This is a genomic window from Bacillus sp. FSL M8-0266, assembly GCF_038613425.1.
Lineage (GTDB): Bacteria > Bacillota > Bacilli > Bacillales > Bacillaceae > Bacillus > Bacillus pumilus.
Map to the genome: position 1 here is coordinate 2,289,508 of NZ_CP152015.1, position 13,419 is coordinate 2,302,926.

The 13,419-nt window shown below is 42.2% G+C and carries 15 protein-coding genes and 1 riboswitch; of the genes, 6 read left to right on the forward strand and 9 right to left on the reverse strand.

Annotated elements, in window-relative coordinates:
* The first annotated feature begins 19 nt into the window (after positions 1-19).
* Positions 20-415 carry an SA1362 family protein gene (locus MKY83_RS11615; RefSeq protein WP_003215754.1) on the forward strand — a complete coding sequence of 132 codons (396 nt, stop codon included), beginning with the start codon at positions 20-22 and terminating at the stop codon, positions 413-415.
* Here the strand turns inward: MKY83_RS11615 and MKY83_RS11620 are convergent.
* The 3 genes from MKY83_RS11620 to MKY83_RS11630 form a co-directional block, all read right to left on the reverse strand.
* Entirely contained in the window at positions 412-1,287 is an 876-nt protein-coding gene (locus MKY83_RS11620) for a patatin-like phospholipase family protein (RefSeq protein WP_003215585.1), read from the reverse strand. The genes MKY83_RS11615 and MKY83_RS11620 overlap by 4 nt on opposite strands.
* Positions 1,288-1,390: 103 nt before the next feature.
* Positions 1,391-1,825: a transcriptional regulator MntR gene (gene mntR / locus MKY83_RS11625; RefSeq protein WP_217012209.1), complete on the reverse strand. Its 435-nt coding sequence runs from the start codon at positions 1,823-1,825 to the stop codon at positions 1,391-1,393.
* Between the two features lie 85 nt (positions 1,826-1,910).
* Positions 1,911-2,747 (reverse strand): biotin/lipoate A/B protein ligase family protein, encoded by an 837-nt coding sequence (locus MKY83_RS11630; RefSeq protein ID WP_003216009.1) that lies wholly within the window; start codon positions 2,745-2,747, stop codon positions 1,911-1,913.
* A 220-nt stretch (positions 2,748-2,967) separates the two neighbouring features.
* On the opposite strand from MKY83_RS11630, the gene MKY83_RS11635 reads away from it, so the two are divergent.
* Entirely contained in the window at positions 2,968-3,348 is a 381-nt protein-coding gene (locus MKY83_RS11635) for a rhodanese-like domain-containing protein (RefSeq protein ID WP_034620482.1), read from the forward strand.
* A 43-nt stretch (positions 3,349-3,391) separates the two neighbouring features.
* On the opposite strand, the gene gcvPB is transcribed toward MKY83_RS11635, so the two are convergent.
* Genes gcvPB through gcvT form a run of 3 tightly spaced genes read right to left on the reverse strand, consistent with a single transcriptional unit; the run spans position 3,392 to position 7,302 of the window.
* The gene (gcvPB, locus tag MKY83_RS11640; RefSeq protein ID WP_065098393.1) at positions 3,392-4,849 is read right to left on the reverse strand and encodes an aminomethyl-transferring glycine dehydrogenase subunit GcvPB; all 1,458 of its coding nucleotides are present in this window, start codon (positions 4,847-4,849) and stop codon (positions 3,392-3,394) included.
* A complete protein-coding gene (gcvPA, locus tag MKY83_RS11645) occupies positions 4,842-6,188 on the reverse strand; it encodes an aminomethyl-transferring glycine dehydrogenase subunit GcvPA (protein WP_044140982.1) in 1,347 nt (448 codons plus the stop codon). Before gcvPA ends, gcvPB begins: the two co-directional genes overlap by 8 nt.
* Positions 6,189-6,204: 16 nt before the next feature.
* Positions 6,205-7,302: a glycine cleavage system aminomethyltransferase GcvT gene (gene gcvT, locus MKY83_RS11650; RefSeq protein ID WP_065098395.1), complete on the reverse strand. Its 1,098-nt coding sequence runs from the start codon at positions 7,300-7,302 to the stop codon at positions 6,205-6,207.
* Positions 7,303-7,504: 202 nt separating this feature from the next.
* A riboswitch (glycine riboswitch) is annotated at positions 7,505-7,612 on the reverse strand.
* Positions 7,613-7,862: 250 nt separating this feature from the next.
* Here gcvT and MKY83_RS11655 point away from each other — a divergent pair.
* From MKY83_RS11655 to sinR, 4 genes are all read left to right on the forward strand, one after another.
* The gene (locus MKY83_RS11655) at positions 7,863-9,533 is read left to right on the forward strand and encodes an SNF2-related protein (protein ID WP_342487371.1); all 1,671 of its coding nucleotides are present in this window, start codon (positions 7,863-7,865) and stop codon (positions 9,531-9,533) included.
* A 14-nt stretch (positions 9,534-9,547) separates the two neighbouring features.
* Positions 9,548-10,345: a YqhG family protein gene (locus tag MKY83_RS11660; protein ID WP_065098397.1), complete on the forward strand. Its 798-nt coding sequence runs from the start codon at positions 9,548-9,550 to the stop codon at positions 10,343-10,345.
* Positions 10,346-10,527: 182 nt separating this feature from the next.
* Entirely contained in the window at positions 10,528-10,692 is a 165-nt protein-coding gene (locus MKY83_RS11665) for an anti-repressor SinI family protein (protein ID WP_003217357.1), read from the forward strand.
* A gap of 33 nt (positions 10,693-10,725) precedes the next feature.
* Positions 10,726-11,061 carry a transcriptional regulator SinR gene (sinR, locus tag MKY83_RS11670; RefSeq protein WP_012010555.1) on the forward strand — a complete coding sequence of 112 codons (336 nt, stop codon included), beginning with the start codon at positions 10,726-10,728 and terminating at the stop codon, positions 11,059-11,061.
* A gap of 67 nt (positions 11,062-11,128) precedes the next feature.
* Here sinR and MKY83_RS11675 read toward each other — a convergent pair whose 3' ends face one another.
* Genes MKY83_RS11675 through tapA form a run of 3 tightly spaced genes read right to left on the reverse strand, consistent with a single transcriptional unit; the run spans position 11,129 to position 13,139 of the window.
* Positions 11,129-11,929 carry a TasA family protein gene (locus MKY83_RS11675; RefSeq protein ID WP_044140977.1) on the reverse strand — a complete coding sequence of 267 codons (801 nt, stop codon included), beginning with the start codon at positions 11,927-11,929 and terminating at the stop codon, positions 11,129-11,131.
* A 58-nt stretch (positions 11,930-11,987) separates the two neighbouring features.
* A complete protein-coding gene (locus tag MKY83_RS11680; RefSeq protein WP_044140976.1) occupies positions 11,988-12,560 on the reverse strand; it encodes a signal peptidase I in 573 nt (190 codons plus the stop codon).
* 51 nt (positions 12,561-12,611) lie between these two features.
* Positions 12,612-13,139: an amyloid fiber anchoring/assembly protein TapA gene (gene tapA / locus MKY83_RS11685; RefSeq protein WP_044140975.1), complete on the reverse strand. Its 528-nt coding sequence runs from the start codon at positions 13,137-13,139 to the stop codon at positions 12,612-12,614.
* Positions 13,140-13,419: the final 280 nt, after the last annotated feature.

Consider the following 13,419-nt stretch of genomic DNA (forward strand, 5'->3'; position numbering starts at 1 on the left):
CCTTCGGAGGTGGACAGTTATGAATCGCCGAGTACATCCTGCTTTTACCATTATTTTCGCTTTAGGTGTTCTGGGATTTGTGTATTTACTCACAACGAATCCAGGCAGACTTTTTACAATGCTGCTATCAGTTGTGATCATTGGAGCGGTTATGTTCTTCCTATTTAGATGGCTGATGAATCGAAGAACTGGAACAGAAGGCAATCTTTATCGTAAAGCAGTCAAACAATCGAAACGTCGCTACCAGCAGCCTAAACCAAAAACGAAAAGCCAGATGAAAAATCGGGTCACTCATTTGCGAAGCGTGCCGACTGACCACAAGTCTAAGCCCGTCCTTCTCAAAAAGAAAAGTCAAACACAGTTAACTGTGATTGAAGGCAAGAAAAACAAAAAGAAGAATCGCGCTTTGTTTTAAAATGTCCAGCTTTTTAAAAATTGCTCGGCCTTCTGTCTGCCTAGATCGACGAGCGCCTTTTTCTTTTCTGTCATTAGCTGAAAATCTGTGGCAATGACGTGTTCTACAGGAATAAAAATAACATGACGTTCGTGTTTTGTGGCAATGTGTCTTTCGTCATGAGCACCACGCATCGTTTCAAAAAGAGCGCCAAACAGTTCAAACGCATTGCGGATGGAGTGTTGGGGGCGTTCTTTTTCGTTTGGGGTTAATGTGACACCGACGAATGGTCTTTTTTTCTCTTCGGCAAACAACCAAATTGGAAAATTGCTAAGCACGCCTCCATCCACAATGGTACAAATGCCTTTTGATGACTTTAGTTTGACAGGCTCGAAAAAATACGGCAGACTGCAACTCATCCGGATTGCCCTTGCAACAGAAAAGCGCTCTGGATTTAAGCCGTATGAAGGAAGGTCGTCTGGTAGAACGAGGATTTTCCCATTTGTTAAATCAGAGGCAACAATTTTCAGCGAATCTTTTTTGAGATCCCCAAATACGGTGACCCCCTTTCGTTTCAACACATCTGTCAGCCATTTTTCCAGCCGGTCGCCTTTGTACAGACCGAGGCGCCAGTAAATGGAGACCCACCTAAGCATTTTAAACGGAATGAATTGACATCTCCTATCAAGCAAGTGATGTTCATCCATTTCATCTAACAGCTCCCGAATCTCCTGACTTGTAAAGCCTGCTGCGATGAGTGAAGCAATGATCGCTCCAGCACTTGTACCAGCAAGGCGGACAAATTGATATCCTCTTGCTTCAAGCGCTTCATAGGCACCCGCAAGTGCTGCCCCTTTAATGCCTCCACCTGAGAACACACCATCTATCTTCATCAAGGAGCCCCCTTTGATATCACGCTATTAATAGTGTAAGAGCATATGCTTTCAATTAGAACTTTAATCAAAAAGGACACCCTCAGCATGGGTGTCCTTTTTCTTAAGATTCTTGATTTGTTTGTTCGTTTTTCTTTTGAATCACTTTCAGCTGAACAGATCGCTCGTCGTTTTCTTCAAAGAATTGAACGAGATCGCCGATGCGGTCAATACTGTTCCAGCTGAGATGATGTTCAATGCCTTCTACATCATCATAAATTTTCTCTTCATCTACACCAATGATTCTTAAAAATTGCTCTAGCAGTTCATGTCTGTATACGAGACGTTTTCCAATTTTTTTGCCTTTCGGGGTTAAAATTAGACCACGATACTTCTCATAAATGAGGTATTCATCTTTATCTAGCTTCTGAACCATTTTTGTTACAGAGGAGGGATGGACAGCGAGTGCTTCTGCAATATCAGAGACTCTGGCATATCCTTTTTCTTCTATCAGCATATATATTTGTTCAATGTAATCTTCCATACTAGGTGTAGTCATAAAACCCCTCCATAATGCACCTTTACTTAATAATCATAACAATTTTACACCATCGCCCATTAAAAAACAAGGAGTGTCCTTTGTCCTAACGCTTGTAATTCCACTCGTCTGAGGCATATTTCGTTTTGGCAAGATGGTGGACAAATGCTAACTCTTCATCTGTCAGCTCATAAGGCACAAGCTCAATATTTAATCCTTTTTCAAATCCTCGTTTAAACGCCACACGCGCATCGTCTATTGTACAAGTTCGGTCTGAGATTTCATTGATGGCGACCGCTTTGTTTTTAAAGCTTCTCTGCATCCGCTCTCTCACACGGTCGTTTGGATATAGAAATAAATCGAACAGTTTGTCCTCATCAAGGTCAATTAAGATGGAGCCGTGCTGGAGGATCACTCCTTTTTGTCTCGTTTGAGCACTGCCTGCTACCTTTCTGCCTTCTACGACAAGCTCGTACCAGGAAGGGGCATCAAAGCATACAGATGATCTTGGATTTTTTAAGCTTTCTTTTTCTTTATCTGTTCGAGGAATGGCAAAATACGCATCGAGTCCCAGTTCTTTAAAGCCCTCTAAAATGCCTTCTGAAATGACGCGGTACGCCTCTGTCACCGTCGCCGGCATTTCTGGATGTTCCTCTGACACAATTACGCTGTAGGTCAGCTCCTGATCATGAAGAACTCCCCGCCCTCCAGTCGGTCTGCGGACAAACCCAAGGCCATAGCGCTCGACTGCTTCCATGTTGATTTCTTTTTCAACATGCTGAAAATACCCAACAGACAATGTCGCAGGATTCCATCCATAAAAGCGGATGACAGGCGGGATAAGCTTCTCACTATGCCAATAAAGCAAGGCTTCATCCATTGCCATGTTAAAGGCAGGGTCTTGATTTCCTGTATCAATGAAACACCATTTCTCTTTTTGCATATAAAAATCCCTTCTCTTTTACGTAGTCAATGTTAGATGATGGTCATGGCCACCGATATTCTCTCTTCATCAGTCTATCAAATAGGGAACGAATTGAAAATAATTCTTACCATTTATGATGACAAGTTTCTTTTGCTTTACTATAATAGTATTTGTCTAAAACGTACCATCAGACAGGCCACTGTGCTGATGCTCAAGAAGGAGTCGAGTTGTATTGTCAATGTTCAACTATATCGTCCTCTCACTTTGTGGACTTTTCGTTCTTTATTCTGTCGGCAGCTACATTTATCAGCAGCGCATTATGAAAACGCTGACGGAAGAAGAATTTATTAAAGGTTACCGCAAAGCTCAACTCATTGATGTGAGAGAGCCAAACGAGTTTGATGGCGGACATATTTTAGGGGCAAGAAACATCCCCCTTTCCCAGCTAAAACAGCGCAAAAATGAAATTCGTCCTGACAAGCCTGTTTATCTCTATTGCCAAAACAATTTGAGAAGCGGAAAAGCAGCGCAAACTTTACGTAAAAACGGCTGTCGTGAGATTTATAATTTAAAAGGCGGCTTTAAAAAATGGGGAGGCCGCATCAAAACGAAGAACTAACAAAAAAGACTCTGGGAGCATGATCCCCCTGAGTCTTTTTTCTTTATCTTTCAAAAACGAGAACTGGATTTCGCGCGGCCTTTGTTTCGTCCATTCGTTTGACAACCGTCGTATGCGGCGCTTCCTGTACCACTTCTGGATTCTCTTCTGCTTCTTTAGCAATCTGAATCATCGCTTCAATGAAGGCATCAAGAGTTTCTTTTGATTCTGTTTCAGTTGGTTCAATCATGATACATTCCTCTACATTGAGCGGGAAGTAGATCGTTGGCGGATGATAGCCAAAATCAAGTAATCGTTTGGCAATATCCAGTGTGCGCACACCTAATTTTTTCTGACGTTTACCTGAAAGGACAAATTCATGCTTACAGTGACGGTCAAATGGCAAATCGAAATGAGTACTTAAGCGGCGCATCATATAGTTCGCATTTAACACGGCATTATCAGTTACAGCCTTTAAGCCGTCTGGACCCATAGAGCGAATATACGCATATGCTCTGACGTTAATGCCGAAGTTACCATAAAACGGCTTCACGCGGCCAATTGATTCTGGTCGATCATCATCGAAGTAAAAGCGGCCTTCTTTCTTCACAAGCACCGGCTTTGGCAAGTACGGGATCAAATCTTTTTTTACGCCTACAGGACCTGAACCAGGGCCTCCGCCTCCATGTGGACCTGTAAAGGTTTTATGAAGATTTAAGTGAACAACGTCAAAGCCCATATCCCCCGGTCTTGCTCTGCTCAAAACGGCATTCAAGTTGGCTCCGTCATAATAAAGTTTGCCACCAGCTCCGTGAACGACTTCAGCCATTTCTAAAATATTTTCTTCGAATAGGCCGAGTGTATTCGGATTCGTCAGCATTAAAGCCGCAGTTTCTTCATTGACAACACGGCGCAGGTCCTCTAAATCAACAAGCCCATTCTCATCAGATGCGACGGTAATGGTTTCAAACCCAGCCACTGTCGCAGATGCTGGGTTCGTTCCATGAGCAGAATCCGGCACAATGACTTTTGTTCGCTTATGATCTCCTCTTGCTTCATGGTACGCACGGATCATCATGAGTCCTGTCCATTCTCCGTGTGCTCCTGCCGCAGGCTGTAATGTCACAGCGTCCATCCCCGTAATTTCTTCAAGATGATCCCCTAGGTCATACAGCAATTCTAATGCTCCCTGCACAGTGTCTGCCTCTTGTAGTGGATGGACTTGCGCGAAGCCTGCAAGGCGTGCAACCTTTTCATTAATCTTTGGATTATATTTCATCGTACAAGAGCCAAGAGGGTAAAATCCGGAATCGACCCCATGATTACGTCTTGATAATGCTGTATAATGACGCATGATATCAAGCTCAGATACTTCAGGAAGCTCAGCATCCTCATGACGGATGTACGCCTCATCAAATAGGGCCGGGATCTCCTGTTCAGGTACATCTAAATCAGGCAGGCTATAACCAATTCTTCCTTCTTTGGATAATTCAAAAATAAGCGGCTGATCTTGTTTATTCATGGCGATCCCCCAATTCCTTCATGAACGTATCAATTTCTTCTTTCGTTCTTAGCTCTGTCACGGCGACAAGCATGTGATGTTGAAGCTCTGGGTAGTCTCTCCCTAAGTCATAGCCGCCGATGATTCCTTTTTCAAGCAATCGTTTATTGGCTTCTTTCACAGGTTCTTGTAATTTGATGACAAATTCATTGAAATGGGCTCCTTCTACATCAGCAAGCAGTCCATATGCTTTTGCCTGCGTCTTCGCATAGTGGGCTTTTTGTACGTTTTGATACGCGATGTCTTTGATGCCTGTTTTTCCGAGTGCTGTCATGGCAACGGAAGCGGCTAATGCATTTAATGCCTGATTCGAACAAATATTGGACGTCGCTTTATCTCTCCGAATATGCTGCTCACGCGCTTGAAGGGTTAGTACAAACCCACGAACACCATTTTCGTCTTCTGTCTGCCCGACTAAACGACCTGGCACTTTTCGCATCAACTTTTTCGTCACAGCAAAATATCCGCAATGCGGCCCGCCAAACGCTGCTGGAATACCAAACGGCTGTGCATCACCAACGACAATGTCTGCTCCAAGTTTTCCTGGCGGCGTCAGTAACCCGAGTGCAAGTGGATTACTAGAGACAACGAACAGACTTTTTCCTTTATGCGCAATAGGTTCAATGTCTTTTAACGGTTCGACGACACCAAAAAAGTTTGGATATTGCACAAGAACTGCTGCTGTATCTTCGCAGACAGCCTTTTCTAATGCTGCTAGGTCCGTCTGCCCTTTTTTCGCAGGCACTTCAACAACTTCGATGTGCTGTCCTTTGGCGTATGTTTTTAGCACGGCTCTTGCTTCAGGGTGAACCGTTTCAGAAACAACCACTTTTTTCTTTTTTGTATGTCCAGCAGCTAGCATTGCCGCTTCAGCTAATGCTGTCCCGCCATCATACATCGAGGAGTTAGCAAGATCCATACCTGTCAGCTCAGCAATCATTGTTTGAAATTCAAAAATGGCTTGTAGTTCACCTTGCGAAATCTCCGGCTGATAAGGTGTGTATGCTGTATAAAATTCAGAACGTGAGATAACATGATCCACAATGACAGGCTGGTAATGATCATATACACCGGCACCAAGAAACGATGCATAGGAAACCGTATCTTTATTCTTTGCAGCTAATCGGGATAATTCCCTTACAAGCTCTGTTTCAGATGCGGCTGCTTTAATGTTGTATGCTCCTTTAAATCTCACTTTTTCTGGGATATCTGAAAAAAGCTCATCAATCGACTCAACGCCGATGACATCCAGCATTTCTTTTTGATCTTGCTCGGTTTGCGGCAAATACCTATGCTTCATCCTCTATTCCCCCTCGTTATTTGGCTCTTTTATAAAATGGTGTTGCGACGATTTTCGCTTTTAGACGTTTTTTGCGAACTTGTACTTCTATCTCTGTTCCAAACTGCGCCTGAGAAGATTCGATTAAAGCAAGCCCGACATTTTTCTTTAATGTTGGGGACTGTGTGCCCGTTGTGACTACCCCAATCTGCTTTTCTCCTGAAAAGACCGGATAGTCTGTGCGCGGAATCCCTTTATCTATCATTTCAATGCCGACAAGCTTTCGCTTCGGCCCTTCTTCTTTTTGCTTCTTGAGCGCTTCTTTGCCAATAAAATTGGCTTCTTTATCCGTTTTGACAGCAAAGCCAATCCCGCCTTCTAATGGAGAGATATCCTTTGTCAGCTCCTGCCCATAAAGCGGAAGTCTTGCTTCAAATCTCAAGGTGTCACGTGCACCGAGCCCGCACGGTATTAATCCTTTTGGTGCGCCTGCTTTTAATAAAGCCGACCAAATGTGGACCGCATCTTCTGACTGGCAATAGATTTCAAAGCCGTCTTCTCCTGTGTAGCCAGTTCTTGAAACAAGCACCTCTTTTTGAGCAACTTCAGCTCTTGATAAAAATGTAAATGGCTTGAGCGATGTCACTTCTTCATCCGCCACATCTTTCATGATGTCAGCGGCAAGAGGTCCTTGAAGGGCTAGCAAGGCGATTTGATCAGAGACATTTTGGATCAATACATCGTTCTCACCTTGATGCTGAAGCAGCCACTCCACATCTTTTTCGATATTTGATGCATTTATGACAAGCAAATAATCGTTCTTTTCTTTTTGGTAGACGAGCAGATCATCCACTGTCCCGCCATCTTCATAGCACATGGCTGTATATAGTGCCTTACCGTCTGTCAGCTTAGACACATCATTGGTTAATAACCTTTGTAAAAAAGGAAGGGCATCTTGACCTTTGATTTCCACCTCACCCATGTGAGACACATCAAAAAGCCCTGCCTTTGTTCGAACAGCTTCGTGCTCTTCTTTAATGGAAGAAAATTGGACAGGTAATTCCCAGCCCCCGAAGTCAATGGTTTTTGCGCCAAACGTTTCATACGCATGAAAAAGCGGTGTTCGTTTCAACATCAATCGTTTCCCCCTTTTTTCTTTCAGTGCAGATCACAAGCTGAATTTTCAGAAAAAAATCACAGCAAAAAAGGACAGAGCGCTCCCTTTTATCAAAAAGAAGTCTCTGTCCTTGCACCTGAAAGTTTACAGCACAACATCATTGTGTGTTTTCCCCTTTGGTGGTTTGCTAAAAACGATGAGCAAACACTCTCCAGAGTTGCGTCCGGTAAGAGTACTTTTGCCTGAGAGATTCACTGAAACAATTCAGCTTGCTCCTTCGGCGCCTGCCAGTGCTAAATAACCGCCAAGTCTCTCCCCATACCATCATCCGCTCATATTCTTCACATTTATTGGACATACTATCAAAATGGGTGACTTATTTGCTAGATCACTTACCAACATCCTACCATTAGAAACGGATGAAGAGCAACAGAAAAATCATTAACATTTTTTAAACAACCATTCATTATCGTTCGCTTTTATTTAAATATCTAGTCTTTTCAAGACCTCTAAAAAAATGAAGCGTTTAAATACAGAACAATTTTATCCTCAACCTACTAGAAAGGCAGGCGACCACATTGAATATTCAAACGATTTTTGATCAGGATTGGGCAAGTGAATTTCAGCAGCGGCTTGCAGCAGACGGCCCCTGGGCGAACTGGGAAATGTACCGTTTAGCGACGCAGGTCCAAAAAGTCACAGCCATTGATTCATTTGAAGGACTGCAAGCTCCTGCCCATCTGCCTGCATTCACGCCTTTAAAACATCAGCTAGAAGTAGCCAGAAGAGTCGTAGAAGAGATGAACGGAAAAGCCATTTTAGCAGATGAAGTGGGACTTGGAAAAACCGTAGAAGCAGGACTTATTATCAAAGAATACATGATTCGTGGACTTGCCAAAAAAATTCTCATACTCGTCCCCGCCTCCCTTGTATCTCAATGGGTACAGGAGCTGCGGACGAAATTTTACATTGATGCTGTCGAACAAAAAAAGAGCTATGTATGGGAGCAGTGTGACGTCGTGGTTTCCTCCATTGATACAGCCAAAAGACAGCCGCATCGAGACACCATTTTATCAATTGCCTATGATATGGTCATTATTGATGAAGCACATAAACTGAAAAACAATAAAACGAAAAACTATGAATTTGTGAGAAATCTAAATAAGAAATTCTGCTTGCTGCTGACAGCGACGCCTATCCAAAACCGTATCGGAGAAATATTTAATCTTGTCTCCCTACTGAAGCCAGGTCACCTAGGGAATGAACATCAGTTTAAAGATGTCTTTGCCAAAAAGGATTTACAGTTAGAAGACCATGACCGTTTAAAACAGCTTGTGAATAAAGTGATGATTCGTAACCGAAGGCAAGACACGGGCATCGAGTGGACAAAACGGCATGTCAATACGATTTCCATTGATTTCTCTTCGACGGAACAAGCATTATATGATGAAATCTGCAAGCTGAAAGAGAACCCGTCTTATACTAAACACATGTTTTCCATCATGACCTTGGAACGAGAATGCTGTTCAAGCCGCGAGGCGGTCTATATGACAATTAAAAAGATGCAGGAAGATGAAAAACATATCCTTGGTTCCTTTGCTATAGCGCAAATTATGGAGAAAATCAATCAAGTGCAGCAAAACACAAAGGCGCTTGAAGTCGTCAAGCTTATTCAGCAGTTAAATGAAAAGGTCATTATTTTCACCGAATACCGCGCGACACAAATTTATTTACAATGGTTTCTTCAGCAAAATGGCATCAGCTCCGTTCCTTTTCGGGGCGGCTTTAAGCGGGGCAAAAAGGATTGGATGAAAGATTTATTTAGAGAACGGGCACAAGTGTTAATTGCGACAGAAGCCGGCGGCGAAGGAATCAACCTTCAGTTTTGTAACCAAATCATCAACTACGATCTTCCGTGGAACCCGATGCGTTTAGAACAGCGGATTGGACGTATCCACCGCCTTGGACAACAGCGAGATGTCCACATTTACAATATGTCCACAAACGGTACCGTTGAGGAACACATCTTAAAGCTTTTATATGAAAAAATTCAGCTGTTTGAAAACGTCATTGGCGATCTAGATGATATTTTAACGCGAATCGATATCAAAGATGCCGAAACACAACTGCATCAGATTCTCTTTCAGCACGAATCAGACGGTGACATGAAAAAGAAATTAACTCAGTTTGCTTCTTATTTAACACAAGCAAAAACACCGCTTTTAGAAAAAAGACAGCAAGGCTCATAAAGGAGAGTTGATCAATGAAGCAGCGTGACATACATACCTTTCTTCTCCGTTTCTTTCAGGCAAATCAATGCGACATACTAGAAGAAAGTGCAGGACATATGACCGTACAACTGACCATCGATATGGATAAATTGATTATGAACCGCCCTTTTTATTGGCACTGGCTTGAAAAAACTGGTGGTGTTCCGGAGCCGCGGCAATTGACCCTCATCACCGATCAAAAAAGAGTGGAGGATACCATTGAGGGTGAATTTATCCACTTCGGCTCCCCTCGTTTATTTCAAATATTTGAAGCTGTCAAACAGCAGGGCCGTTTTATCCGTCTCTATGAACGAGTCTCTCCGCTCACCAACAACCAGATCGCACTCGAGCCTTGGCTTGGTCTCAATGTGAAAATTTCTTATCTCGCAGATCGAAAGAAGGATAAGCTTTTATCACTAGGACTTCATCTAATACGCGGAGAAGTCGTTGAACAATTTCAAGAAAAGCTGGAAACCCGTGAGCTGTCATCTCAAATTCCCGATTATTGCTTTACGATGAGTACAATGATCAAGCCAGAAAGCGGAGTCAAACGGCTCTACAGTCTAATGGAGCGTTACGCCCATGAGGAACCAGACGATTGGGCGGTGAGAGCTGTTCAAAAATGGAAAGAAGACACTGAACTTTTAAACCAATTTTATGAAGGGACTTCAGACACGTCTGTAGAATATGAAATAGAAAGACAAGCACTCAAAACTTTATATGAACCAAAAATCAGTCTAACGATTGAAAATGGCGGACTTTTTTACTTACAGCACAAAAGAGGAGGTTGACCCATAGGTCCCCTTCCTTTCATGTGACGTACAATTTTCGATCAGCCAAAAGCAACGTTTGTCTGTTTGTATTGGGCGGAAAAATGACGCAAGCAAACTATGAGGTCTTACCACCTATGTCTTTCCATTTCATGCGTTAAGTGCCTGAAATACATGATTCAGTATTTTAGGAGGGTATTTGTATGGAAAAGAAAACGAACATATTAGACAGTGAATGGGTTCAATTATTACTTGAAGCTCGTAAAGCAGGGCTAACAGTGGAAGAAGTCCGTCAATTCCTCAAATCAAGTGAAAAGTCCTCTGAGTCTCACCCTCTGGTAAGAAGTCATTCTATCAAACCTTTCTGAATGTGCTATAATATCGAAAGGAAGGTGATGACATTGATTGGCCAGCGTATTAAACAATACCGCAATGAAAAAGGCTACTCACTATCAGAACTGGCCGAAAAGGCTGGGGTAGCGAAGTCTTATTTAAGCTCAATAGAAAGAAACTTGCAAACAAACCCCTCCATTCAATTTCTTGAAAAAGTCTCCGCTGTTCTGGACGTCTCGGTTCATACACTGTTACACGAAAAAGATGAAACCGAATACGATGGTCAATTAGATAGTGAATGGGAAAAACTAGTTCGAGATGCAATGACATCAGGGGTTTCGAAGAAGCAATTTCGTGAATTTTTAGATTATCAAATCTGGAGAAAAAAGCAAGAAGAGGAGTAAAGCGCACATTTTAGCGCATACTCCTCCAATTGCTATGCAGAACTTGATATCAGTCTAAAGACTGGCTTTATTTTTTATCTTCGCTGTGTGCTTTTTCGTTTTCTTTCACGTAGCCTTTTTCATCCGTATGCTTTTTGGGATTGATCGTTAAACCATTCCACTGAGTCGCTTCGAAGGAAAGATCAATTTGAATCGCATCGCCTTGGTATTTATTTTGGATATAGTGACCAGCTTTATCCTTCGTCTGGTCATTGACAAATTCAATGATCATTTCCATTTTATCGTAATCAAACGGGTTCTTTGGTATGCCGTCATACTCTGGAGCCACTGTTCCATCAACAGTTGCTACATTAATCTTCCCACTTTCATGTAAAAACTTCTCATCGACGGCATGACGAAGCTTTTCAAATGCAGTCTGATCCTGTTTTGACGTTAGTTGATGCAAGTCAAGCAGGTTTGCAGCGTCTAAGATAATATTTTTCGGATAACCATTTCCACCTTCGGCTCCAACCGTCAGAACACTCACCTGAAACTGACTGAGAAATTCTTCAGCTGTATTCTTATCGCCATTCTTCCCGGAAGATCCGTCTTGAAACTGGCTGTAATCAAGACTCATCAGCACTTGATTGATCGCAAGTGATCCTTTATTTTCAAAATTAAATTCTTTCTTGATCCGATCACCAGGTTTTAAGTTCGAAAGGTTGATGGCGCCGGAGTTCTCTTTTGCAGATAAATCCAACTCTCCTGTCGAGTAGACCGCGTTTGCCGTTTCTACATCGTTAAACGCCGCCCATGTCCCCCCGCCGATTAACGCCAGGCCTAAAGCCCCTGATAATACACCTAAACGAATTGATCTTTTCTTTGTCATGAATGAACCCCCTAATAAATTTGTTTTATTGAAACCTAATTAGGTTACAAACGAAAATTTAAGCTTGTTCCTCTGACATATGTAAATCAGCCGTGTGTCTTCGGTGTTTTGCAGCGCCCACAAAATGAAGAGTCGAATAAACGAGCAGCATCACACCTGGTATAATGAGCAACAACGCAGTTCCAGCCGAAGTCCCTGCATACGAAAGAAGCTTTCCTGCATATGGAATGGTCACACCCGTATACTGCGCAGCCACCTGATCCGCTTTTACTAGCGTGCCGTCCTGATACATATTGTGGTCACCTTTCGTCTCAAAGGCTTTATTTGGTCCCTTTCCTTTCATCCCAACAATTCGGTGGGTCACATAAGACTGGTCCTGTTTCGTTTGAAACGTGATAATATCCCCTTTTTTAAGTGCCTCTGGTGAAGTCACTTCTTTTACGACAATGAGTGAGCCAGTCGAAAATTCTGGTTCCATTGAGCCAGATAATACTTGCTTGAATTGATAACCGAAAATTTGAGGATCTCCCCCAGTAGTTCTTGATGACAATACGACAATAATACATGCAATCATCACCGTGAACACCACTACATAAAGAATACTTCCAGACATCTTCATCCATTTTTTCATGACCTCTTCTCCCCTTCGCCTATCATTGTTTCATTTAGAAAACAGCTCCATTTAGGATGCATTTTCTTGACACTTTGCGAGCTGCATATGTTTAGACCATATAAATGCATCTTCAGATCCTTCAAAACCTTTAGGATAATAGATTTTAAACGCATAAATTCCATTCGTTTTTGCTTTATCTGTCGTGACAGTCGTTGTTTCTTGAGAAAGAAGGGACTGTATAGAGCCTTTTTCGAGAATATGACCATCTTGTAACGGCTTCTGCTCACTTTCCACTTTATGTAATTCCCATTTCCATTCAGAGTGTGCAATAGGTTGTCCACTATTTTTTAGTGTCATGCTCAGCTTTTGAGGCGCGCAGACTGTTCCTTTGATCATCGTTTGATCAATGAGTTCCAAATGACTTCTATCCCATTTGGAAGGCTGACAATTCTGGTCCGTCTGTTCAAAATTTTCGCATGTTTTCATGACAAAGTTTGAGTGCTCAACATCGTTAAAAGAAGCATTCGTTGTTGAGATCAAGAGAGACGTGAAAATCAAACAAATGGCACAAAAGAGTACAAAGAGCGACTGTTTCATTCATTCTCCAACTCCTTGAACGATTGTTCTCTAATAAGAACGATTACATACAGTATAAGGAAATACCTATAAAACCCAAAACGTCAAATTAGTCCATTTTGTTCTTAAACAAGAACTATTGCGAGAAAATTCTTCCATTTTCTCATTCTTTCGCCGTATTCAATATTTTTTTGTGTGACATTTGTACTTCTTAAAAATTTACATAAAAGTACAGCATTTGGTCAGAATAATAGCAGGTGAGGTGAGGTGAAGTGAAATATGGAAAGATGATAATCATGCT

Coding starts and splice junctions, on each gene's coding strand:
- MKY83_RS11615 (WP_003215754.1), top strand. CDS start 20: ATGAATCGCCGAGTACATCCTGCTTTTACCATTATTTTCGCTTTAGGT.
- MKY83_RS11620 (WP_003215585.1), bottom strand. CDS start 1,287: ATGAAGATAGATGGTGTGTTCTCAGGTGGAGGCATTAAAGGGGCAGCA.
- mntR (WP_217012209.1), bottom strand. CDS start 1,825: ATGACTACACCTAGTATGGAAGATTACATTGAACAAATATATATGCTG.
- MKY83_RS11630 (WP_003216009.1), bottom strand. CDS start 2,747: ATGCAAAAAGAGAAATGGTGTTTCATTGATACAGGAAATCAAGACCCT.
- MKY83_RS11635 (WP_034620482.1), top strand. CDS start 2,968: ATGTTCAACTATATCGTCCTCTCACTTTGTGGACTTTTCGTTCTTTAT.
- gcvPB (WP_065098393.1), bottom strand. CDS start 4,849: ATGAATAAACAAGATCAGCCGCTTATTTTTGAATTATCCAAAGAAGGA.
- gcvPA (WP_044140982.1), bottom strand. CDS start 6,188: ATGAAGCATAGGTATTTGCCGCAAACCGAGCAAGATCAAAAAGAAATG.
- gcvT (WP_065098395.1), bottom strand. CDS start 7,302: ATGTTGAAACGAACACCGCTTTTTCATGCGTATGAAACGTTTGGCGCA.
- MKY83_RS11660 (WP_065098397.1), top strand. CDS start 9,548: ATGAAGCAGCGTGACATACATACCTTTCTTCTCCGTTTCTTTCAGGCA.
- MKY83_RS11665 (WP_003217357.1), top strand. CDS start 10,528: ATGGAAAAGAAAACGAACATATTAGACAGTGAATGGGTTCAATTATTA.
- MKY83_RS11675 (WP_044140977.1), bottom strand. CDS start 11,929: ATGACAAAGAAAAGATCAATTCGTTTAGGTGTATTATCAGGGGCTTTA.
- MKY83_RS11680 (WP_044140976.1), bottom strand. CDS start 12,560: ATGAAAAAATGGATGAAGATGTCTGGAAGTATTCTTTATGTAGTGGTG.
- tapA (WP_044140975.1), bottom strand. CDS start 13,139: ATGAAACAGTCGCTCTTTGTACTCTTTTGTGCCATTTGTTTGATTTTC.